Genomic DNA, 21,725 nt, shown 5'->3' with positions numbered 1-21,725 from the left:
TCTCTATTAAATTATAATTTATTGTACTAACATACTTAAAATATTTTTAGTAATTTTAATATCTATTCGTTTAAATCTGGAAATTTAAACATTCCACCAACAGCTAACTTTGACCTTGGCTTTCTATCATGTCTTAGCTTTCTTTCTTCCTCTTCACAGGGAATAACCCCATCAATAATCCCATTACTATAACTAATATTACCTTCATCTTTACTCATAATAATAACACCTCTCTTTTTGCTTTACTCTTATTATTCCAAGATATTATTTTATTTATAAGTATTAAATGACAAATAAGTTCTCCTATAACTTTTTACAACCCTTTATAGTAATTAATCAACTGTACTTTTGTAGTAATTCCTCTATTTTGAGGTATTGTAAGCTCCTCTACATCTTTACCATTCAGTTTTCCATCAACTAAATATTCTTTTCCTAGAAATTTTTGTCCCCAGGTTGCAATCTTATCTATCTCAGGTGTTTTCACATTTAAAATTTCTGCAAAAGATTTTAATATGCATAATCCAAACTGTATATCTTCAACAAAATATCTTGAATTTTTATCTGGGACATATCCACCTTCTACTTTTACCATTGGAGAATCTATTCCTTGGAATCCTGGTGCAGTATTTATTTTTTTACATAATTGCTCTGGTGTTTCTATATTATATCTAGTTTTAATTTTTTCAATGTCACTTGCATCAAAGTCATTATTTTCATTAAAAGCATTAAATATTAACTCTAACTCTTCATCTAGTTTTAAAAGCTGTAATGATGCCATAGTTCCCCATTCTTCATAGAAATATGGATTCCTATCATAAACTTTTTCTCCTTCAATATAATCATGAAATAATTCATATAATCTTGAAGGATGCATAGTTGGGTTTGATGGAGATAAAGTTATTGCTAGGTAATTACTTAATGGAATACATGGAATATCTATAAAGCTAGTCATATCTTTTGAAACTTTTTCTGAATATTTATCTGGAATTACCCTTATCTTCATAAACTCATTCTTTTGTTTAAGAAGAACCGATTCTCCATACTTCTCCAATCTAATTATTGAAGGAACTCTCTGACTTCCAAAGAATATACACTCTTTTTTAAGTAATTCATCTATTAAATATTCTTTTCCTCCAAATCCAGGAATAGCTCCAACAACTGCTCCTTTCTTTAAAAATGGAATTATAGTATTTATCGTTTTCTCCATCATAAATGAAGGATATGTTATTAAAATATAATCTGCTTCCTTTACAGCTTCTTCATAACTTGCAGTAACACAATGAACTTTTACATCATGTGTTATATTTTTTTCTTCTTCAATTAAAGCAATAGTTTCCTTAAAAACTTCAGGCTTTGAAGTATGTAAATAAACTTTATTATTTTTATTCATTGAAATATATGCCGCTAAATACGTTCCAATATTTCCTGCCCCTATAATACAAATATTCATATCTGCCTCCTAAATTTATCTTAATGCTTATTTATTAAATAATTTTCTATCATACGTTAAAATTATTAACTTTGTATTTATATTTTAATATTTTTTATTTATTAAAGCTTTGAACCTTTTTTTTATTTTTGTTATAAAATATTTTTAAGCTCTAATATATTGTTAATAACATATGTTATATCCATATCTTTTGGTTTTTCTTTATTATTAACATTAAACCAGCATGTATCTATTTCTGCATTTATTCCACCTTGAATATCTGAAGTTAAACTATCTCCAATCATTAACACCTTACTTTTATCCTTGAAGTTTAATTTTTCTAATGTATAATCAAATATTTTCGCCATTGGTTTTGCAATTTTTATCTCATCAGATATTATTATCTCTTGGAAATAATGTTCTATCTTTGATTCTCTTATTCTCTTATTTTGAACATCTAAAAGTCCATTAGTTATTATAGCTAATCTATATTTATCTTTTAAATAATCTAAAATTTCAAATGCTTCATTATAAATAAAGCTCGCTTCCGATAAATGATTCATATATGCTTTGCTAAATTTTTCAGCATCTTTATCTACACTTAACCTTTTAAATAATCTATTAAATCTTTCAACTTTAAGCTTATCTGAAGTTATAGTTCCTTTCTCAAATTCTTTCCATATTGCTGTATTAATTTCACTATATATTTTCATACACTCTTCTTTATCGTAATTTATTTTAAAATCACTTAAAGACTCCATAAAAGCATATCTTTCTGATTTTTTAAAATCAAATAAAGTTTCATCTGCATCAAATAAAATTAATTCATATTTCATTTACTTCACCCTCCCTTTTAGTGTTCATTTTATATTTTACACTATAAAAGAAATTATATATTAAAACTTTAGTATATTAATAGTACTTTTAACAATTTATTGTTTTTTTATTAACCAAATATTGCATTTCTATATAATTTACTTTATAATAAGTTATAAATTACCGTTTATTATTTTTGTTTTTAACTTTTTTCACGGTAATAATATCTATATTTGTTAGGGGGATTTATTTTATGAAGCTAGAAGTAAAAAATCTACGTAAAAGCTTCTCTGGAAATGAAGTTCTACACGGAATTTCTTTTTCTGTAGAAAGTGGAAAAGCCTTAGGCTTATTAGGTAGAAATGGGGCTGGTAAAACTACTACTATACGTATATTAATGAATGTTTTTAATGGAGATAGTGGTGAAATACTAATTGATGGTAATCCATTTAAGCCTATAAATCATCAAATAGGTTATTTACCTGAAGAACGAGGGTTATATCCTAAAAAGAAAGTAAGTGAACAAATCTTATATCTTGCTAGTTTAAGAGGTATTAGTAAAAAAGAAGCGAAAGAAAACTTGAAAAAATGGCTTAAAAGATTAGGTATTGACGAATATGAAAATCGAAAACTTGATACACTTTCTAAAGGTAATCAACAAAAAGTCCAATTAGCTCAAACTTTAGTCTGCAATCCTGAAATAATAATTTTAGATGAACCTTTTAGTGGTTTAGATCCTGTAAATTCTCAAATTCTAAAAGATGTTGTTAATGAATTAATTGCTGATAACAAATTAGTAATATTCTCAAGCCACCAAATGAGTTATGTAGAAGAGTTTTGTGAAGATATAGCTATTATAAATAAAGGAAATATCACTTTATCAGGTAATTTAAAAGACATAAAAAAGGAATTTGGGAAAAATAGACTTATATTAAGTGCAAATAATTATTCACTAAAAGAACTTAATGATATTTGTATAAACAATTTTTCTGATTTTGTGAAAGTTTATGAAGTAAAAAAAGATTTTTTAATATTAGAACTATGTGAAAATTGCTCAAAAAATGATTTTTTAAGTGCAATCATAAATTCTGATATTGATATAGAAAATTTTGGAGTTTATGAACCTACATTAACAGATATATTTGTATTAAAGGCAGGTGATGAATAATGAAACAATTTTTAGCCGTATTAAGCTTTGAACTAACTAATTACTTTAAATCTAAAGGATATTTAATTACAACAATTCTTGTTTCAGCATTACTTATAATCGGATTATCAATCCCATCATTTTTTGATATGTCTAATATTATTCCTGGTTTAAGTAATAATAGCAATATAAGTGATACTATAGATACTAACGATATTTCTGAAAAAGAAGATAAAGAAACTTTTATTATTATAGATAATGAAAATATATTTGAAGATTTATCTATACTTGAACTTTCTTTTCCTAATTCTTCTTGGAATAAGGTTGATACAACTGAAGAGTGTGAAAATCTAATAAAAAATGGTGATGCTAAAGCTGGATTTATTGTTTATAGCTTAAGCAAATACACATATTTAGTTAATAATTCTAACTTTGCTGACCACAATCAGATGGTTTTTGAAAATATATTAACAACCTTAAATCAAAAATCTTATGCAGATACTAACAACTTAAATTTTGATGAATTACAATCAATAATTAATTCACCTGTAGAATCAGATGTAACAGTATTAGGCGAAGATAAAGCTAGTAACTTTTTCTATGTTTATATACTTATTTTTGCATTATATATGTTAATTTTATTATATGGTCAACTTATTGCTGTTTCTGTAACATCTGAAAAAAGCAATCGTGCTATTGAAGTATTAATAACAAGTGCTAGTAGCAATAGTCTTATTTTCGGTAAAGTACTAGCAGCTAGCATTTCCATATTTATTCAAGTTGGAATTATTCTTACCTCTGGATTAGTTACTTATTCTATAAACAGAAATGCTTGGAATGGTTTATTGGATAGTGTATTTAACATTCCTAGTAACCTTTTAATTACTTTTGCTTTATTTGGAGGAATCGGTTTCCTATTCTATGCATTTATATTCGGTGCTTTAGGAGCTCTTGTTTCTAAAACTGAAGAAATTAGTTCAAGTATTGGTCCTATTACTATGATTTTTGTTGTTGTATTCTTTATCAGTATGTTTGGTTTAAGTAATAGTGATAGCCCTCTTATCAAAATAGCATCATTTATACCTTTTAGTTCATGTATGACAATGCTAATAAGAGTAGCTATGGGGACTGTAGCTAATATTGAAATAATTATTTCCTTTATAATACTAGCTATATCCACCATATTAATCGCTTTAGGTGCAGCTAAAATTTACAGACTTGGTACTTTAATGTATGGGAATCCTATAAAATTAACTAATGCTTTAAAGTTAATGAAAAAGAATAAAAAAGTATAATATTTATTTTAAAAATATAACTATATGAAAATTAATATATAAACATTTTATAAATGGCAAATATGAGATTAAATTGTTATAATATATCCTCTATTTTGCCATTTATAATTAATTTTCACATTCCAAACTTAAAAGAAACTCTTTTTTATCTATTCCTCCAGCATAACCTACCATTTTTCCATTTGATCCAACAATTCTATGACATGGAACTATGATAGCTATAGGATTTTTATTGTTTGCATTTCCTACAGCTCTGCATCCTTTAGGATTATTAATTCTTTCAGCTATTTCCTTATAAGAAGCAGTTTGACCATACGGGATTTTTTGTAGTTCTTTCCATACCTTTTTTTGAAATTCTGTTGCTTTTAAAAATTTAAGCTTTATATCAAAGCACTTTGTTATACCATTAAAATATTCTTGTAGCTGCTTCTTACAGATAATTATGCTATCATTTACCTCTTCTACGTCTGTATTTAAAGTACTATTTTTATCAATAAAATAGACTGCTGTAATATATTCATCATCTGCTTCAATTTTTATAGTTCCTATAGGCGAATTAAAATATCCAAAATTCATTTTTCTCTCTCCTTATTCTTATGTAGTCTTTCTTTATAAAAAATAAAAAGGGATCTTATAATATTCTTAAATTTATTGTATTTAAATTTAACTAAATAATAACTTTAAAATTTCAGTTAAAATCTACTATTTCACTTAAGTTATATCATAAACTCCCTTTTTAATATGCTATTTTCTCTTATCTATTCTAAGCTATTTAATTTATTATATATCCTTATTCTAAATTAAACCATTCCTTTATTTTATTAAATATTGATTTACTTTCCTTTTTAACCCCTGAAACTTCTGTTTCTTTTTCATCTTTTGATTTGATTTCTTCTTTTGTGCTCTTAATAGCATCGCTTCTCATTATAAATTTGACAGTACCTGTCATATTATCTGATAATCCTGAATATACACCATACTCTTTTGCCATTTCTACTAATTCATCTTTAACTTCCACTAATCCATCAATATCATCTATAGCTTTATTTCCTTCTTCATTTAATTTATCTAAACCTTCTTCCTTAAGTTTTGTAACTCCATCATATAGCTCATTTGTTCCATTTTCTAACTGCTCTGTTCCTTCCAATATTTTAGCTGAATTTTCACTTAAAGTACTTGCTCCATCTGCTAATTCATTTCCACCATTGGCAAGTTCTTCAACACCACTACTTAATGTTTCTCCACCACTTACTAAAGCTAAAGTTCCTTCATATAATTTGCTCACAGCTGAATCTATTTTCTTTGAGTTTGTATTTAATTCATTTGCTCCATTTACTAATGTATTACTTCCCTGTGCTAATACGCTTGTTCCTTCACTTAAATCACTTGTTCCTTTTGATAATTTTGTACTTCCTTCATATAATAACCCTACTGCTGAATTTATTTTCTTTGAATTTTCATTTAACTCATTTGCTCCATTTAATAATGTACTGCTTCCATTTGCTAAACTATCAATGCCAGTAGTTAATTGCTTTGCTCCATTTACAAGTTCTGTACTTCCTCCATATAATGCATTTATTGCATCACCTATTTGAATTGACCCATTAGATAAGTCTGATCCTGCAGATATTAAAGCATCAACGTTTCCTAATAACTCCTTTGATCCTGATGATGTACTTGTTAAGCCTTGTTGTAATAAAGCTGCTCCATTAGCTGCTGAGTTCACTGAATCTGATAAGCTACTAATTCCACCTTGTTGTGCTGATGAAATATCTTTGATACTTTGGCTTAGATTATAAATTTCTGTAGATTGAGCTTTACTTGTTTCATCATCACTAGCTGCTAATATACCAGCTATTACATCAAGATTACTAGCAATTGACTCTAGATTAACTGCCGAATTTAAAAGTTCATTAACAGCTCCACTACCATTAGCTAACTCATTATTTAACTCAGTTGCTCCAGCTAATGCAGAATCTATTCCTCCATCTAAATTAGCATATCCTGCCCTAATGTTTTCAGTATTACTTATAAATGCTTGAACTCCTGATGTAAATTGAGCTTGGGAATTACTTAAAGCTTGAAGTCCACTATTTAAAGTATTTGCACCTTCACTTAAGCTAGGAGCACTATTTTTTAAAGTATTTATTCCATCATTTAAAGTACTAGCTCCATTAGTTAATGACGATACTCCTTCATCAAAAGCAGTATAATTTTCTTTTACTTTTTCTAATCCATTATTTAATTCATTTGCTCCATTTATCAAATTAGGTGCATTACTACTTAAAATACTTATACCACTATTTAAACTAGTTGCTCCATCTGCTAATGAAGATATTCCTTCATCAAAAACAGTATAATTTTCTTTTACTTGTCCCAATCCAGTATTTAATTCATTTGCTCCACTTGCTAGTTCTGGAACACTATTATTTAATTTATTTATTCCATTATTTAACGTATTTGCTCCACCAGCTAAAGATGATACTCCTTTGTCAAAAATAGCATAATTATCTTTTATTTGACCTGCTCCACTATTTAATTGATTTGCACCATTCATTAATGTAGGTACATTATCCCTTAAAGTATTTATACCATCTCTTAACGTATTTGCTCCACTACTTAAGCTATTAACTCCATCATCAAACTTTATATAATTTGTAGCTAATTCAGTTTGTCCATCTAATAATTCTTTACTACCACTTAATAATTCTTCTCCTCCACTTTGTAATTCGTTTAATGATTTTTTTAAATCACTTATTTTATCTGTACCCTTTAATTCTTCAAGTTCTTCATTAGCTGTAGTTGCAATCATAATTATAGCAGGAACTTCAAAACTTGTTGTGTCTCCCGTAATTTCAATTGTATCTTCTAAATTGATACTGCTATCACTTAATAACTCTCCTAAAACATCATCTAAATTTAAAGATTCCTTAAGTCCTGGAAGTGCTATAAAAGTTATAAGTGAGTTATTTCCATCATTTAAAACTTTACCAGAGCTTACCTTTATATTTTTAAAATTATCATTTGATAGTGTTAATTCTATTGCACTTAAAAATGGTACATATAACTTTCTAGACTTTCCATTAATATTTTTCACTTTACTTTCATTATTTTTAACAGTTAAAGTAATTTTAAAACTTCCTTCTTCTCCAATTACATCCCTAGGATTTACCTTTTTTCCATTAAACTCATAATTTACTGATAAGCTTAATGGTAAGTCCTTATTACTTGTTCCTTCATAATAAAGATTTTCTGAACTTATATTCCAAGTTAATTCATTACCTGATATTGAAGGCTCTTCATCACCTTTTACATTCTTTATATCCTTCAAATTAGAATTATCTTTAAACTCACCTAATACCTTATCACCACTAATCCAATCACTTACTATCTGTTCAGTAGGATTGCCATTTTCGTCTAATATAACATAAACTGTTTCATCCTTTTTAATATCTTGTCCAAATGCTACTGTAGATGTTGTAGTTGTAATTAACGCAACTAAGCATATAAGCTTTTTTGATAATGCTTTATTCATTATTATTTCCCCCTTCACCACATTCAACAAATGTTTTACTAGTTTTAACTACTAATCTTCCAAAAATTAGCAATATACCTGGTAACACAAATAAAATTACAAACATACTTATAATTGCACCTCTTGCCATAAGAGTACATAATGAACTTATCATTTCCATATCCGATACTATTCCAACACCTGCAGTTGCAGCAAAAAATGTCAATGCACTTGTAACTATAGATCTTGATGAACTTTTAAGTGCTATTCTCATTGCTTCTATCTTATCAGATGTCTTTGCTAATTCTTCTTTAAATCTTGATGTCAATAAAATTGCGTAGTCAACTGTTGCTCCTAATTGAATAGTTCCAATTACTATGGAAGATATAAATGGAATACTAGTTCCCATATAAAATGGAATTCCAAGATTTATATAAATTGCAAGCTCTATAGCTAAAACTAATAATATTGGTACTATTGGTGATTTAAAGATGATTAATATTATTAAAAATATCGCTAATATTGAAGCTACACTTACCCTTTTAAAATCATTATCAGCTATATCAATTAAATCATTAGTTAAAGGTGCTTCTCCTCCAACTAAACCTTCCGAATCATACTTTTTCACTATTGAATTTATTTCATCTAATTGTTTGGCAACTTCATCTGATGCTGCTTTATATTTTGAATTAAGCATTATTTCTTCATATCCACCACTTTTTATCTTTTCTAATAAACTACTTGGTATAAAGCTTTGAGGTATTCTTGAACCTAATATATCTTCAAGACCAATTACAGATGTTACACCATCAATTTCTTTTAATTCATCAATCATCTCATTGACTTTATAGCTTTCTAACTCATCACTAACTAATATAATATTGGTAGACATCATATCATAATCGGTTTTAAGCTTTTCACTAGATACTATTGAAGGTAAATCTTTAGGTAGTGATTCATCTAAATTGTAATAAACTTCTGTCTTGTTATATCCAATAATAGCCGGTATTAATGCTAACATGGCTATTAATACAAAAATCTTATGATGTTTTATTATAAAATCTGAACTTTTTTCAAACTTAGGTAATAATGTTTTGTGATTAAATTTATGAATTACTTTATCAAATGTTAATATCAAAGCTGGTAGTACTGTTATTGTACAAATTACTCCTAAAACTACTCCTTTAGCCATTACAAGTCCTATATCTTTTCCTAAAGCTAAATCCATAATACATAAAGCTAAAAATCCAGCAATTGTTGTAAGTGAACTTCCTGAAATAGACTCTATTGTTTTTTCTATAGCTGTAGCCATGGCATCTGTCTTATTATTTACTACTTCCCTCTCTTCATCATATCTATGAAGCAAGAAGATTGAATAATCCATTGTAACCCCTAATTGCAGAACTGCAGATAATGCTTTTGTTATATAAGAAATATCTCCAAAAATAATATTGGTTCCCATATTGTAAATAATAGCTATACCTATACTTGCAAGGAATATTAATGGTATTATAAATGATTCCATTGTTAGGCTTAAGACTATAACTGATAAAATAACTGCTATTAAAACATAAATAGGAGTTTCCTTATCAGCTAAATCTTTTGTATCTTTAATTACTCCTGCAATCCCACTCAAAAATGCTTGTTTTCCTGCTACCTTCCTAATTTCAGAAATTGCCTCTTCAGTCTGAATATCTGCATCACTTTCCTTTAACTTAATTATCATTAATGTTGAATTATCTGAATAAAGCATATCTCGTATACTTTCTGGTAATATTTGATCTGGAACTGATATATCAAGTACATCATTAGTCCATATAACTTCATTTACTCCCTCAATCTCTTCTACTTTTTCCTTTAATTTAGCTACATCTTTACTTTCCATATTTTCTACAATCAACATAGCTAAAGATCCACAATCAAATTGATCTTTTAAAATTGCTTGTGCTTGCCTTGTTTCTAAATCATTAGGCAAATAGCTCAATATATCATAATTTACTTTTGTATTAAAATAACCAATTACTGATGGTATTAATAATATAAATGCTATAATTAATATTACTATTCTACTTTGAGCTATTTTTTGTGATATACCCCTCATTTTTATTTCCCCCCTCTTTCAACTCCTTCAATATTAATATTTTTATATTTTTTTTACAAAGTCCGTTTTAAGGCTTTTTTTGTTTTTTAATTTATAAATTTATCTTATAATCAAATTAGAGTATACTAACTCTAACAAAGTTTATTATCCTTTATTTATCTTTAATGTTTAAATTTTACATCAAGGAACTAGCTATTTTCCTAAACAACTTTTTTCTTTATATTTTTATGTTTAAAAAAAATTCACATTTTATTAAATAAATATAATAAAAAAAGTAATGTTAATGTAATAATTTGAACACACCTTTTACATTAACATCACTATATTAAAATATTATTTAACGTTATTTTTTTATTCTTATATCTGCAATTAACGGATAATGATCTGATGGGTACTTTCCATTTATATTGTCTTTCACTATATCTACATCAACAATTTCTAATTCTTCACTTACAAATATATAATCTATATGAAGCCCATTTTCTTTACCTTTAAAACTACTCATAGTAGATTTTTCATAAAGCTCTTTTTTTATTTCTTGAACTGCTACAAATCTACTTGTGCTATATTCTCCTGCAGCAAACTTTTTTATTACTTTACTATTAGGAGTTGCATTAAAATCTCCCATTACAATTACAGGTAAATTTTCTACTTTACGATTTTTCTCAATAAATTGCCCAAGTTTTTTTAATCCAAAATCTCTAGCTTGTGGCAATAAACAATCTAAGTGTGTATTATAGACTCTAACTCTTCTATTATCTTCTAATTGTATAACTGCTGTTGTACATATTCTAGGATATAAAGAGTACCAAAGTTGACTTCCCACTTTATCGGGGCTTTTAGATAACCAGAAAGTTTTATGTTCTTCTATATCATGTTTTTTGGATATAAATAAATTATTTCTTTCAGAAAAAAACCTCTTACTTCTTGCACTTCCAATAATATAATAATCCTTTACATTTCCAGTTATATCTTCAAACATTTTATTTGTTACTTCTTGTACTCCAATAATATCACATTGATACTTCTTTATAATATCATACACTAATTCTCTTCTATTATCCCATCTATTTTTGAAGTCTAAAATAAAATCACTTCTTAAATTAAAAGACATAACTCTCATTGTCATTCTCCTCATGTACTAAATTTACTTTTTATTAATTATACTCCTTTTAAAAATAAGTTTAAACTACCAATTTATTATTAATTACTTGTCTATTTAATGTTATATTGTATAATAATAGTATATTTATCTACAATATGTTATTTATTACATTTATATTTTTAATTTATTTTAAAAAGGTATGGGAGGGAAACTTATGAAAAAAACTTTTTAGACAAAAAAACTTTATTTCTATGTGTTATAGTTATTATTTCTTTATTATCATCAATATTTGTTAATTTCAAAATTCGAATAACAACATTACTTACTTTATTATTCATATTCATTTTAGCAACAAATCTCTATATGATTAAAGTGTATAAGGGTGCAAAAGCTTATAAATCTGAAAATTATAGTAAAGCGTTAGATTATTATAGAAGTGCTATTATTTCACCATGGTGTAGCGTAAATATAATAATAGATTATTTAGTTTGTGAGCTTAAATATGGAAAAGCATCCATTGCAAATGAATATATAGAAGAAATTTTTACAAAAAGAAATTTTAAACCTAATGATTTATTAAATTTAAAAATTACAGAATCAATAGTTTTATGGAAAAATAATAATAGGCAAGAATCTATTTCCTTATTAAGAAATCTTTTAGAGAAAAATAAAAACGCCTTTCTTTATGAAACATTAACATCAATTTTAATATGTAATGGAAATATTCAAGAAGCAAAAAGTGTATTATCCACTGCTTTAGCTTTTAATAAGGATAGTAACATTTTGAAATCTAATAATGGAGAAATTAAATTTAAAGAAGGTAATTATGATGAAGCTTCTAAAATCTTTTATAATCTTATTAATGAAGATATAAAATTTGTTGAACCTTTTTATTACTTAGGTTTAATCGAAACGAAAAATAATAACTTTGATAAAGCTAAAGAACTTTTAGAAAAAGCTCAGAATTTAAACCAATCTCTTATAACTTTAGTAAAGTTCGAAGATATAGAGCAAGCCTATAATAGAGTTATATTTAAATCTTTAACTAAAGTATAATATTGTCTTAAATATATTATTAATAAAATTAAAAGAGTTATAGATAAACTCTATAACTCTTAAGAAACATACCTTATAATTATCTTCTATTATTTTGTTGTTTCTTAGCTTTTCTACAAGCTGGGCATCTAGTTGGTTCATTTTCGAAACCTTTTTCCTTGTAGAATTCTTGTTCTCCTTCTGTGAAAACAAATTCTGTTCCACAATCTCTACATGTTAATGTTTTTTCTGACATTGCAATTCCTCCATATCCGATGAAAGGTTACCCAAAATAATAAACAAAGATAACTTAAAATACTTAGTTCTTATTTTATTCCTTTCGTGCTTTACATATAGTATTATTAGCACTATTTAAAATAATATACATGTTTTTATACTTTTTATTTAATAAATTTTTTACCATACTCTTCAGTTTCTATAGGTAATCCCTTCTTAGCAAGTTTATCTTCTATTAACTCTTTTATTATTGAATAGAATATTGCAAATAACGGAACACCTATAACCATTCCAGCAAAGCCCATAAATTTAGTTGCAACAAGTAGTGAGAATAATATCCAAAATGCTGATATTCCAATAGAATCTCCAAGAATCTTAGGTCCTATTATATTACCATCTATTTGTTGTATAACTACTATTATTAAAATGAACCATAAAGCTTGTATTGGAGAAACAAATAAAATTATAATAGCTGCAGGAATTCCTCCGATAAATGGTCCAAAGAAAGGAATTATATTAGTAACACCAACAATTACAGAAATAAGTAATATATATGGCATTTTAAATATAGTTAATATTACAAATGTTAATATTCCTATTATAAATGAGTCTAATATCTTACCACCTAAAAATCTACTAAATGTTCTATTACTTTGAGTAGCAAGTCTTAATATAAATTTTGCCTTACTTTCAGAGAATATTGCACATGTAATTTTTCTTCCTAAAGCCATAAATTTTTCTTTATCTATTAAAATATATATTGAAACTATTATTCCTATTATTATATTTAAAATACTTGAAGTTATAGTAACAACTAAATTTCCTATTACAGGAACCATATTAGTTACTATTGTTATAATATAACTTACCATTTCATCAAACTTATTTGATAAAAGATTTAAATACTCAGGTTGCAAATTTAAATTTTGCATAAGATCGTTAACAAAGTTGCTTGCATCATTAACATATTGAGGTATATTATTTGCAAGACCTACTATACTTTCTACTAATTGTGGTAAAACAAATTGTATGAATAGGTATGTTATTATTCCTGCTGTAATATATGTAAATACTAATGCTATACCTCTTTTTGCCTTTTCTTTAACATTTTTAAAATATTCATGAGATAAAACCTTCTCCTCATAAAATTTCAAAATAAAATTTAAAATATACGCTAATGTGCCACCTATAATAAATGGTTGCAATGTTCCTATCATGCTACTTATGCTTGCTTTTATTTCACTTATTTGTGACATACCTAAATACAGCAGTATACTTGCACAAATAACAAAAAATGCATAAATTGCTATAGTAGCATATCTATTATTCCAATCTATTTTCATTTTTCTCCTCCATTTACTTTATATTTTTCAAAATATAGTTCATAAACTAATATTTCTTATTTTATCATATTTTTATAACTCTATTTGTTAAAATTTCAAAAATAATTTCTAATTATATTCTTAAATATTAATTTGTGGATAGTATCTGTTGGATGTAACCCATCTCCATTTTCTAAATTCATTAATTCTTCTATAGTTTGTCCTCTATTTTTTAAATACATATTAATGTACTCATAATTATCTATGCACTTTATTCCTTTATATTTACTTACTTCTCTAATAACATTTACAACTTCATTCATTTTATATAAACGATTATCATAATTGTCATCTTGGGCTGTAACTGGATTTGGTGTCATTAATATTATTTTTTTATCTTTTTCTAATAGATTTTCAACAATGCTTATTAGATTGCTATGTAATATTTTCATTCCATTGTTTACCTTTCTATCATTAGCTCCAATCATTAAAATTATTATATTGTCATTTATATCATATAACTTATTTAAATTATCTTTTACTTGACTAGAATTTATTCCACTACATCCATTGTTTATTACTTTACTATATTTAAATCTTTCATTAATATATTTTTTAAAAAGTGATGCCCAGCATTTTTCTCCTAATTGTCTTTTGTAGCAAATACCATCTATATTTATAATTACTTCTCCATTCCTATTATCATCTAAACTCCCTGCTCCTGCTGTAATACTATCTCCTATTAACCTTATAACTATATTATTTTCCATATCTCCCCTTTTTATATCATCATAAAACATAATTTAATTCTTCTCCTACTTTTTATATTTCCATATATTTCTCTTGTATTATAGTATATCTTAATAATTTTTAATATAAAAAAATGGCAAATAACATTAATTATGTTATTTGCCATTTTTACCTATAAATTTATTTTATATTAATCTATCTTATTTTTATGATGATTATATATATATACTGGAATTCCTATTAACATTAATATAAAGCCCCACATTACAGTTTCTGCTCCTGAACCGTATATAGTCCATATTAAATATATAAATGCTAATAGTGGTAATATTGATTTTTTAATAAATAACTTAAAGTTAAATTCTTTTTCTTCTTTAAATGTAAGCATTATTTCTGCAGAAACACTTAAAAGATAAACTGGTAAATATGATAACGTTGCAAGGATAGTTATAAATGTAAATGCATCTACCATCCCTTTTTGGAAATTCATAATCAATAAAATATTAACTAATATAGAACCAAATATTAATGAATTTACAGGAGTGCCTGTTTTTTCACTAATCTTTCCAAAAAACTTAGGGAATACTCCATCTTCACCTGCTGCATAAGCAACTCTAGCTGTTGATAAAAGCCATCCTACTACTGTTCCTAAAATACAAATAACTACTGCAATTGTTAATATCTTTCCAATATTACTTCCTAAAGCATTAGTAAGTATATCAGTAAGTGGTGCTGTACTTTGAGCTAGTGAAACATTATCCATTGCCCCCATACTTGCTATACTTATTGCTAAGTATATAATAGCCGCAATAATCAATCCGTAAATTGTGCTTTTTCTTACATTCTTTTCGGGATCTTTAAGTTCTCCAGCTGTAACTGTTGCACTTTCAAGTCCTATAAATGCCCATAAAGTTGATGTGGCTGCAAGTGGAACTGTACTTAATCCCTTTCCTTCTGGATACATAGGAAATATATTTGCTGAATCAAAATTTAAAAATGCGACTATAACAAATAATGCAAAAAATACTATTTTAAATACTGTTGTAAAAGCCTGAATTTTACCTGCTTTCTTTACTCCTGCTACATTTATAAATGTAAATATCCATAAAATTGAACTTGAGAATATTATTGATACTATTGGATTATTTAGTTGTGGAAATACTGCTGATGCATAACTTGTAACTGCAACTATTATTGCTGCATTTCCAATCCATGAACCATTCCAATAAAGCCACGCACTTAAAAATCCTGCAAAATCCCCAAATGCCTCTTTAGTGTAACAATACGCTCCACCTGTTGATGGATATTTAGTACCCATATTTGCAAATGATATTGCAATAAAAATTGAACCTATTGTAGTTAAAATCCATGCTATTATTGTAGCTCCTGGTCCTGACACTTGAGCAAGTGTTGATGGTAGCATAAATACACCAGAACCAATCATGTTACCGCAAACAAGCATAGTAGCCATGAAAAGGCTAATTTCTCGTTTTAAACTTTTGTTTTCCATTTTTTCCTCCTTAGTTTGGGGTAAAAAAATAAGCCCAAAAGGCTAATCTTTGAGCTTGTACTTACACATAAACAAACACAAAGATAGCTCTCCACAATTATTATTGTGACAGTTTTGCATATATTTTATGCAACCCCAGCATATAGATTTAAAGCATCCTCTATATACTTCGGCAATACTACCTTTTATATTAATTCATCGTGCTTAACTCCATAATATTACTCTTTAATATTGCAACCTCTATCTTTACCCGAATATTTAATTACACTATCAAGTTAAATTTATAATTATTAAAATTTATACTTAATTTCTGTGTTTTTATACATAAATATTCTAACAAATTTTTCTTTAAAGTCAACAATTATAGTAGCTTTTAATATAAATACTTTTTAACATAATATCTAAATAATCTATTTTCATCTACAAAATATCTTATTTTTACTATTATATTTAACATATTGTAACTCCTTAACATATCATACATATAATATATCATAAGTCAACATCCTTTATATATTAAATAACAAAGGAGGAGCCTTTTGATGTATAACTTTAAAAATACTACTCTTACTAATGGTTTTGACAGAAGCAATTTAAATAATGCACAACAAAATAATTATGCATGGTCTATAAGTGAGTTAGACAAATATATTTATATTGGTACTGGACGTAATATCCCATATAATATTTTAAAATCAATTAACTCTTCTATAATTCCTCCTAACTCTATTACTCCTAATCCAGTAGATAATTTACCGGAAATCTGGAGATATCGTAAAAATTGCTCTTTACCTTTGGAAAAAGTATATACTGCCCCTGACTTTACCAATATATCTGGCTTTAGATATATGATTACTCACAAGCCTTTTAATAGAGACACTTTTCTTTATGCAGCTAGTTATGGCGGACCTAATGTTATAGTATTTAAATCTACCAATGGTGTAAACTGGTTTCCATTAACTGATACAGTTCTTAAAGGTACTTCTTCAAGAGCTATGTTAACCCATCTTGGCAAGCTTTATATAGCTACTATTGATGAGGCTAATCCAAGCCCTTATCCTCAACTTTATAGAAGTGTTGATCCTCAATATTATTCATGGGAACCTGTTATAGATAATACAGCACCTAATTTTAATCCTTCTTTAAATCCTTCTGGCTCAATTAGTAATATGGCTATATTCAATAATAAAATTTATGTTGCTACTAGTAGCTCTGACGGTGCTGCTGTTTGGAGAACAAATGGTCCTGAACCAAAATTAAATGACTGGACATTAATAGTAGATAAAGGATTTGGAGATGCAGCTAACAAGTATATCTTAAGTATTGGTGTTTATAAAAATTATCTTTATGTAAGTGGAACTAAACAATTACCACTTGCTTGGTTAATTCCACTTGGTTGTGATATTATAAGAATTTCAAAAACTGATAGATGGGATTTAGTTGTCGGTGGTCCAGCTTTGATTCCTTCTATACCAACAAAAGGTGTTAGAAATAAAAGCTTATCTGGATTATACTCTGGATTTAATAATCCATTTAATGTGTATGCATGGCAAATAAAGCAATATAATGATAAATTATTAATTTCAACCTTTGATGATTCTATAAACATGGAGGTTATTTTAGATACTCTTCTCTACAATAAAATAGAAATTCAAAATTTAATTGGCAAGCTTGCAACTAATACTATTATAAAAATATATAAAAATATTGTTGAATTATTAAATGAATCAAAATATCCATTCGGATTTGATCTTTATGAGTCAACTGATGGTATACACTTTACTCCAGTGTTATTAAACGGATTCTGTAATAAATATAATTATGGAGGTCGTTTATTATATGTAAATTCATCAAATGATCTTTATATCGGAACAGCTAATCCATTCCAAGGTTGTGAAGTTTGGAAGGCTAAGTATGAAGCATGTAGTAATCACTGTCATTCATATCATCATAATTATAGCTATCTTTTTTATATTAGAAAGGAACTAGCTGAAAATTATAACCTTCTAAAAACTTATATGCCAACTATCTTAAAATTTATTAGTAAAAATTAATATTATGACTATGCTGAATTACTAAATTTTATATTAATATATCCTTGTAAAATTATAGTTTTATATTCATCTTAAATATTATTATGTAGAAACATTAAATTTTATTTAGACTAAATCAAAATATTTATAAACTCCTAATTTTGAAATAAGTTTTCGGAATCTATTATTCCTAATTTTGATTTAGCCTCTTTTTCATTATTAATAATTTTTATTTTTTAAATCTAGTTGCATAACCACACTTCTTACATAATTCTTCAACAGCTCTTCTTCTTGAAAAACCATCATAAATATCTCTTGCCCTTTTATCTTCTACTATATCTTTCAGCGACTTTTCAAAAATATTGCCTAAATTTATATTTCCCTCGCTATCTAAACAACATGGAACTACTGTTCCATCTACTAATATTCCAATTTGATTTCTAAGACCATGGCAAAATACTTCTTCTCCTAGACTATCTATTTGAATATCTGGCCATTCAAACTTTTCTGCCATATTTAAATAAACCTTATCTTTTAGTTTAATTCTATTAGTCTCCTGTAATTTTTCACCTATTGAAAAATCTAACTCTAAGTTTTCTTCTAGCATTTTTAGAATATCACTATTAAGGCCATTGGCTCCTTTTAAATCATTGTTATCCATATTCCACAATCTTATGGCACAAATTATATCACTATTAGATCTAGCTTTTGTAATAAAATCTGTAACATTATTTATATAATCCTCAAGCTCAACAGTTTTTTCATTAGCTTCAAAACTATGAAGCGAAATATTAATTTGTCTTAATGCTTTTGAATTTATAAGCTTATCCTCTACTTTTTTTAATAATGTTCCATTTGTAGTTAAATTCACTTTTAAATGATTTTTATAACTTTCCTCTAAAAAATAATCTATATTTTCATTAAGTAAGGGCTCTCCCATTAAGTGAAAATATATGTGATCTGTAAATGGTTTTACTTCCTTTAAAATATGTAAAAATTCTTCTTTTCCCATAAACTTATATTTTCTATTTGTCTTTGGACAAAAATTGCAGCTTAAATTACATACATTTGTTATTTCTATATATACCTTTTTAAATCTTGTCATTTCCGCATTCTCCTTTTTATATGAACAACCTATACTTAATTTTATTTATCTATATTTTATTGTAATATAATATTTCATATGCTATAGATTCTTATATCATTATATCAACTTTTTTTTAAATAGATATACCATTTAATAAAGACTACTAAGCTTTTCCCTAAAGAAGATATGGTTATTATTTTTTTGCATAAAATACTATACTTTGTTATACTCTTCTAAACAATAAAAATAATGAGGTGTATTTAAATGAATACTATTTATAAAAATGTAGGTAATACATATGAAATTAAAGAAAATGTTGTTAATATGGTAATACTAAAAAAAGATGGTACCAAGCTTATAACAAAGTTTGATGTTTCTTACTTAGATACTATTACTAATATGGGAACTTGGTTTGCTGAATGGAATAAGGATTATAATAGTTATATTGCACAAAACATTAGCTCCACTAAAAAAAATAAAAAATCTAAACCATTAAAACAAAGTCTTCAGAGTGTAATTTTAAATGTTAATCCCAAGGCTCCAATAAAATATAAAAATGGTGATACTTTAGATAATAGAAAATGTAATTTGGAAATAGTAGAAAGAAATACTACAAATGAGTATGAAGAACAAGAAAATGATACTATTGCTATTATACTTAAGGATAAGCTTGGCAAAAAAGAAGGGGTAGCCTTAATATCAAAAGAGGACCTAAATTGTGTAATTAATGATCACTATAGTTGGGTACTTTATAAAACTCACGGTAAAGTTTCAGTAGTTGCTAATACTCCAAATGGTAGATTATATCTTCATGATTTACTTATGTCTCCAGCTGAAAATGAAAAAACAGAACATATAAATCATAATCCACTTGATAATAGACGTAATAACTTAAAATTAACTATTATCGAAGAGTAATAGTTAATTTTATTATAATAAAAATGGCAATTAAAAATTATTTTTCTAATTATAGTAATATTTACTCTGTTTTATTTATTAATTTTGCTTGCCATTTTTACTTTTTTTAATTCGATTTTATACCATGTTATAATATAATTTAAAACATGCATTATATACTAATTATCTAATCTATTAAAGCTTATATACTCATATTCATCTCCAGTTAAAAATTTTATTAAATCCTCTTGAATTAAAGAATTATATTTTCCATTTCTCATTTCATCAATTACTTCCTGACTTTTTTCTTTTGAATTTGAAATTAAAATTTCCTTTACTCCCTTGGGAAACTCTATAAACTTTCTAATTACTTGTCCATTATTATCTAAAATCATCATTGTAGGTACCTTAAGTTCTCCTGAAAGCTGTTCTAAAAGTTCTCTATTTTCTTTTCTTAATAAAAACTTTATTTTTATATTTTCATTTAATTCTGCAAGTTTCAATAAAAACGGTAAAATAGTTGCTGAATCTTTACATCTAGTTGCAGTTATTACAAGTACATTTTTTTCATCATCTATATTTTTTATTATTTCTTTTCCGTCCTCTAATAATATCCCTTGATTATATAATTTATTTATAAATTGCAACTCCTCTTCTTTTGCTTTAATTAAATATTCACTATACTCCATTAAATCAATATTATGTAACATAAACTCCTCCCATAAATTCATCTAAACCACTCTCTTTCCCAACTATATTTATTATATAAAATATTTTTAAAAATTTTATATTGTGTTGCTATAACCTTTTATTATTTTAAATATTCATCTCATATATATTTTACTATATATTATATTTATACTTATTATATCATTAAATAGAAAAATATTACTAAATATAACTACTATTTAACTATAGTCAAAATAAGTTTATTTATATTTTAAATTTATTCATATCTTTCCATATTATTGTATTAATTTTATGTATCTGATATAATTTATCTAACAAATTATATTGGAGGTATATTATGTCAGTTACAATGTTACATACTTGTATAAGAGTTATGGATTTAGAAAAATCATTAAAATTTTATAAAGATGCCTTAGGATTAGTTGAAACAAGAAGAAAGGATTTTCCAGAGCATAAATTTACTTTAGTTTATTTATCAAATACTCCTAATGGATATGAAATTGAACTTACTTATAACTATAATCCTGAAGTTCCTTATGAGCTTGGTAATGGCTTTAGCCATATTGCTATAGGACATACTGATATTGAAAGTTTAAGAGAAAAACATATAGAAATGGGATACGAAGTTACAGATCTTAAAGGTCTTCCTGGGGAACCTCCTAAATATTACTTCGTTACAGATCCAGATGGTTACAAAGTAGAAGTAATTAGATCATAAAATTTTAGGCTAAACAAAAAAATGTTTAGCCTAAAATTT

19 protein-coding genes and 1 riboswitch are annotated in these 21,725 nt (G+C 26.3%); of the genes, 6 read left to right on the top strand and 13 right to left on the bottom strand.

Annotated elements, in window-relative coordinates; all coding sequences use genetic code 11:
- Nucleotides 1-62: 62 nt before the first annotated feature.
- The 3 genes from HMPREF0216_RS17060 to HMPREF0216_RS06510 all read right to left on the bottom strand — a co-directional run bounded on the left by HMPREF0216_RS17060 (nucleotide 63) and on the right by HMPREF0216_RS06510 (nucleotide 2,265).
- Nucleotides 63-218: a hypothetical protein gene (locus HMPREF0216_RS17060; protein WP_005212726.1), complete on the bottom strand. Its 156-nt coding sequence runs from the start codon at nucleotides 216-218 to the stop codon at nucleotides 63-65.
- A gap of 95 nt (nucleotides 219-313) precedes the next feature.
- Nucleotides 314-1,450 carry an NAD/NADP octopine/nopaline dehydrogenase family protein gene (locus HMPREF0216_RS06515; RefSeq protein WP_005212724.1) on the bottom strand — a complete coding sequence of 379 codons (1,137 nt, stop codon included), beginning with the start codon at nucleotides 1,448-1,450 and terminating at the stop codon, nucleotides 314-316.
- Between the two features lie 131 nt (nucleotides 1,451-1,581).
- On the bottom strand, nucleotides 1,582-2,265 hold the full coding sequence (locus HMPREF0216_RS06510; RefSeq protein ID WP_005212722.1) for a YjjG family noncanonical pyrimidine nucleotidase: 684 nt from the start codon (nucleotides 2,263-2,265) through the stop codon (nucleotides 1,582-1,584).
- Between the two features lie 233 nt (nucleotides 2,266-2,498).
- On the opposite strand from HMPREF0216_RS06510, the gene HMPREF0216_RS06505 reads away from it, so the two are divergent.
- Entirely contained in the window at nucleotides 2,499-3,413 is a 915-nt protein-coding gene (locus HMPREF0216_RS06505) for an ABC transporter ATP-binding protein (RefSeq protein ID WP_005212719.1), read from the top strand.
- Complete coding sequence (locus HMPREF0216_RS06500) at nucleotides 3,413-4,687, top strand: ABC transporter permease (protein WP_005212717.1); 1,275 nt, start codon at nucleotides 3,413-3,415, stop codon at nucleotides 4,685-4,687. The genes HMPREF0216_RS06505 and HMPREF0216_RS06500 overlap by 1 nt, the downstream gene beginning before the upstream one ends.
- 108 nt (nucleotides 4,688-4,795) lie before the next feature.
- Here HMPREF0216_RS06500 and HMPREF0216_RS06495 read toward each other — a convergent pair whose 3' ends face one another.
- From HMPREF0216_RS06495 to HMPREF0216_RS06480, 4 genes are all read right to left on the bottom strand, one after another.
- A complete protein-coding gene (locus HMPREF0216_RS06495) occupies nucleotides 4,796-5,263 on the bottom strand; it encodes a methylated-DNA--[protein]-cysteine S-methyltransferase (RefSeq protein ID WP_005212715.1) in 468 nt (155 codons plus the stop codon).
- Between the two features lie 214 nt (nucleotides 5,264-5,477).
- The gene (locus HMPREF0216_RS06490; protein WP_005212712.1) at nucleotides 5,478-8,222 is read right to left on the bottom strand and encodes a YhgE/Pip domain-containing protein; all 2,745 of its coding nucleotides are present in this window, start codon (nucleotides 8,220-8,222) and stop codon (nucleotides 5,478-5,480) included.
- Nucleotides 8,215-10,302 (bottom strand): efflux RND transporter permease subunit, encoded by a 2,088-nt coding sequence (locus HMPREF0216_RS06485; RefSeq protein WP_005212710.1) that lies wholly within the window; start codon nucleotides 10,300-10,302, stop codon nucleotides 8,215-8,217. Before HMPREF0216_RS06485 ends, HMPREF0216_RS06490 begins: the two co-directional genes overlap by 8 nt.
- Nucleotides 10,303-10,645: 343 nt before the next feature.
- Nucleotides 10,646-11,425 (bottom strand): endonuclease/exonuclease/phosphatase family protein, encoded by a 780-nt coding sequence (locus HMPREF0216_RS06480; RefSeq protein WP_040419191.1) that lies wholly within the window; start codon nucleotides 11,423-11,425, stop codon nucleotides 10,646-10,648.
- Nucleotides 11,426-11,770: 345 nt separating this feature from the next.
- Here HMPREF0216_RS06480 and HMPREF0216_RS06475 point away from each other — a divergent pair, with 345 nt between their 5' ends.
- Complete coding sequence (locus tag HMPREF0216_RS06475) at nucleotides 11,771-12,463, top strand: tetratricopeptide repeat protein (RefSeq protein ID WP_005212706.1); 693 nt, start codon at nucleotides 11,771-11,773, stop codon at nucleotides 12,461-12,463.
- A gap of 79 nt (nucleotides 12,464-12,542) precedes the next feature.
- On the opposite strand, the gene HMPREF0216_RS06470 is transcribed toward HMPREF0216_RS06475, so the two are convergent.
- The 4 genes from HMPREF0216_RS06470 to HMPREF0216_RS06455 form a co-directional block, all read right to left on the bottom strand.
- The gene (locus HMPREF0216_RS06470; RefSeq protein ID WP_005212705.1) at nucleotides 12,543-12,698 is read right to left on the bottom strand and encodes a zinc-ribbon domain-containing protein; all 156 of its coding nucleotides are present in this window, start codon (nucleotides 12,696-12,698) and stop codon (nucleotides 12,543-12,545) included.
- 145 nt (nucleotides 12,699-12,843) lie between these two features.
- A complete protein-coding gene (locus HMPREF0216_RS06465; protein WP_005212704.1) occupies nucleotides 12,844-14,022 on the bottom strand; it encodes an AI-2E family transporter in 1,179 nt (392 codons plus the stop codon).
- 95 nt (nucleotides 14,023-14,117) lie between these two features.
- On the bottom strand, nucleotides 14,118-14,801 hold the full coding sequence (locus HMPREF0216_RS06460; protein WP_005212703.1) for an SGNH/GDSL hydrolase family protein: 684 nt from the start codon (nucleotides 14,799-14,801) through the stop codon (nucleotides 14,118-14,120).
- Between the two features lie 140 nt (nucleotides 14,802-14,941).
- Nucleotides 14,942-16,261 (bottom strand): APC family permease, encoded by a 1,320-nt coding sequence (locus HMPREF0216_RS06455; RefSeq protein ID WP_005212702.1) that lies wholly within the window; start codon nucleotides 16,259-16,261, stop codon nucleotides 14,942-14,944.
- A gap of 76 nt (nucleotides 16,262-16,337) precedes the next feature.
- Nucleotides 16,338-16,512: riboswitch (Lysine riboswitch) on the bottom strand.
- A gap of 291 nt (nucleotides 16,513-16,803) precedes the next feature.
- Between HMPREF0216_RS06455 and HMPREF0216_RS06450 the strand changes: the two genes are divergently transcribed.
- Nucleotides 16,804-18,315: a hypothetical protein gene (locus tag HMPREF0216_RS06450; RefSeq protein ID WP_005212700.1), complete on the top strand. Its 1,512-nt coding sequence runs from the start codon at nucleotides 16,804-16,806 to the stop codon at nucleotides 18,313-18,315.
- A gap of 208 nt (nucleotides 18,316-18,523) precedes the next feature.
- Here the strand turns inward: HMPREF0216_RS06450 and HMPREF0216_RS06445 are convergent, their stop codons facing one another.
- Nucleotides 18,524-19,399: a radical SAM/SPASM domain-containing protein gene (locus HMPREF0216_RS06445; protein WP_040419186.1), complete on the bottom strand. Its 876-nt coding sequence runs from the start codon at nucleotides 19,397-19,399 to the stop codon at nucleotides 18,524-18,526.
- A gap of 246 nt (nucleotides 19,400-19,645) precedes the next feature.
- Between HMPREF0216_RS06445 and HMPREF0216_RS06440 the strand changes: the two genes are divergently transcribed.
- Nucleotides 19,646-20,299 carry a hypothetical protein gene (locus tag HMPREF0216_RS06440; RefSeq protein ID WP_005212698.1) on the top strand — a complete coding sequence of 218 codons (654 nt, stop codon included), beginning with the start codon at nucleotides 19,646-19,648 and terminating at the stop codon, nucleotides 20,297-20,299.
- Nucleotides 20,300-20,457: 158 nt separating this feature from the next.
- Here HMPREF0216_RS06440 and HMPREF0216_RS06435 read toward each other — a convergent pair whose 3' ends face one another.
- Nucleotides 20,458-20,988, bottom strand: coding sequence for a thioredoxin family protein (locus HMPREF0216_RS06435; protein ID WP_040419183.1), 531 nt, complete (start codon nucleotides 20,986-20,988; stop codon nucleotides 20,458-20,460).
- Nucleotides 20,989-21,305: 317 nt separating this feature from the next.
- Here HMPREF0216_RS06435 and gloA point away from each other — a divergent pair, with 317 nt between their 5' ends.
- A complete protein-coding gene (gloA, locus tag HMPREF0216_RS06430) occupies nucleotides 21,306-21,686 on the top strand; it encodes a lactoylglutathione lyase (protein WP_005212696.1) in 381 nt (126 codons plus the stop codon).
- Nucleotides 21,687-21,725 lie beyond the last annotated feature (39 nt).

The organism is Clostridium celatum DSM 1785 (genome assembly GCF_000320405.1).
Taxonomy (GTDB): Bacteria; Bacillota; Clostridia; order Clostridiales; family Clostridiaceae; genus Clostridium; species Clostridium celatum.
Note: the sequence above shows the minus strand (reverse complement) of the source record. Positions and strands in the feature narration are given on the sequence as shown.

What these genes read in the sequence shown, in the direction of transcription:
- HMPREF0216_RS17060 (WP_005212726.1), bottom strand. Translation starts at nt 218, where the DNA reads ATGAGTAAAGATGAAGGTAATATTAGTTATAGTAATGGGATTATTGAT.
- HMPREF0216_RS06515 (WP_005212724.1), bottom strand. Translation starts at nt 1,450, where the DNA reads ATGAATATTTGTATTATAGGGGCAGGAAATATTGGAACGTATTTAGCG.
- HMPREF0216_RS06510 (WP_005212722.1), bottom strand. Translation starts at nt 2,265, where the DNA reads ATGAAATATGAATTAATTTTATTTGATGCAGATGAAACTTTATTTGAT.
- HMPREF0216_RS06505 (WP_005212719.1), top strand. Translation starts at nt 2,499, where the DNA reads ATGAAGCTAGAAGTAAAAAATCTACGTAAAAGCTTCTCTGGAAATGAA.
- HMPREF0216_RS06500 (WP_005212717.1), top strand. Translation starts at nt 3,413, where the DNA reads ATGAAACAATTTTTAGCCGTATTAAGCTTTGAACTAACTAATTACTTT.
- HMPREF0216_RS06495 (WP_005212715.1), bottom strand. Translation starts at nt 5,263, where the DNA reads ATGAATTTTGGATATTTTAATTCGCCTATAGGAACTATAAAAATTGAA.
- HMPREF0216_RS06490 (WP_005212712.1), bottom strand. Translation starts at nt 8,222, where the DNA reads ATGAATAAAGCATTATCAAAAAAGCTTATATGCTTAGTTGCGTTAATT.
- HMPREF0216_RS06485 (WP_005212710.1), bottom strand. Translation starts at nt 10,302, where the DNA reads ATGAGGGGTATATCACAAAAAATAGCTCAAAGTAGAATAGTAATATTA.
- HMPREF0216_RS06480 (WP_040419191.1), bottom strand. Translation starts at nt 11,425, where the DNA reads ATGAGAGTTATGTCTTTTAATTTAAGAAGTGATTTTATTTTAGACTTC.
- HMPREF0216_RS06475 (WP_005212706.1), top strand. Translation starts at nt 11,771, where the DNA reads ATGATTAAAGTGTATAAGGGTGCAAAAGCTTATAAATCTGAAAATTAT.
- HMPREF0216_RS06470 (WP_005212705.1), bottom strand. Translation starts at nt 12,698, where the DNA reads ATGTCAGAAAAAACATTAACATGTAGAGATTGTGGAACAGAATTTGTT.
- HMPREF0216_RS06465 (WP_005212704.1), bottom strand. Translation starts at nt 14,022, where the DNA reads ATGAAAATAGATTGGAATAATAGATATGCTACTATAGCAATTTATGCA.
- HMPREF0216_RS06460 (WP_005212703.1), bottom strand. Translation starts at nt 14,801, where the DNA reads ATGTTTTATGATGATATAAAAAGGGGAGATATGGAAAATAATATAGTT.
- HMPREF0216_RS06455 (WP_005212702.1), bottom strand. Translation starts at nt 16,261, where the DNA reads ATGGAAAACAAAAGTTTAAAACGAGAAATTAGCCTTTTCATGGCTACT.
- HMPREF0216_RS06450 (WP_005212700.1), top strand. Translation starts at nt 16,804, where the DNA reads ATGTATAACTTTAAAAATACTACTCTTACTAATGGTTTTGACAGAAGC.
- HMPREF0216_RS06445 (WP_040419186.1), bottom strand. Translation starts at nt 19,399, where the DNA reads ATGACAAGATTTAAAAAGGTATATATAGAAATAACAAATGTATGTAAT.
- HMPREF0216_RS06440 (WP_005212698.1), top strand. Translation starts at nt 19,646, where the DNA reads ATGAATACTATTTATAAAAATGTAGGTAATACATATGAAATTAAAGAA.
- HMPREF0216_RS06435 (WP_040419183.1), bottom strand. Translation starts at nt 20,988, where the DNA reads ATGTTACATAATATTGATTTAATGGAGTATAGTGAATATTTAATTAAA.
- gloA (WP_005212696.1), top strand. Translation starts at nt 21,306, where the DNA reads ATGTCAGTTACAATGTTACATACTTGTATAAGAGTTATGGATTTAGAA.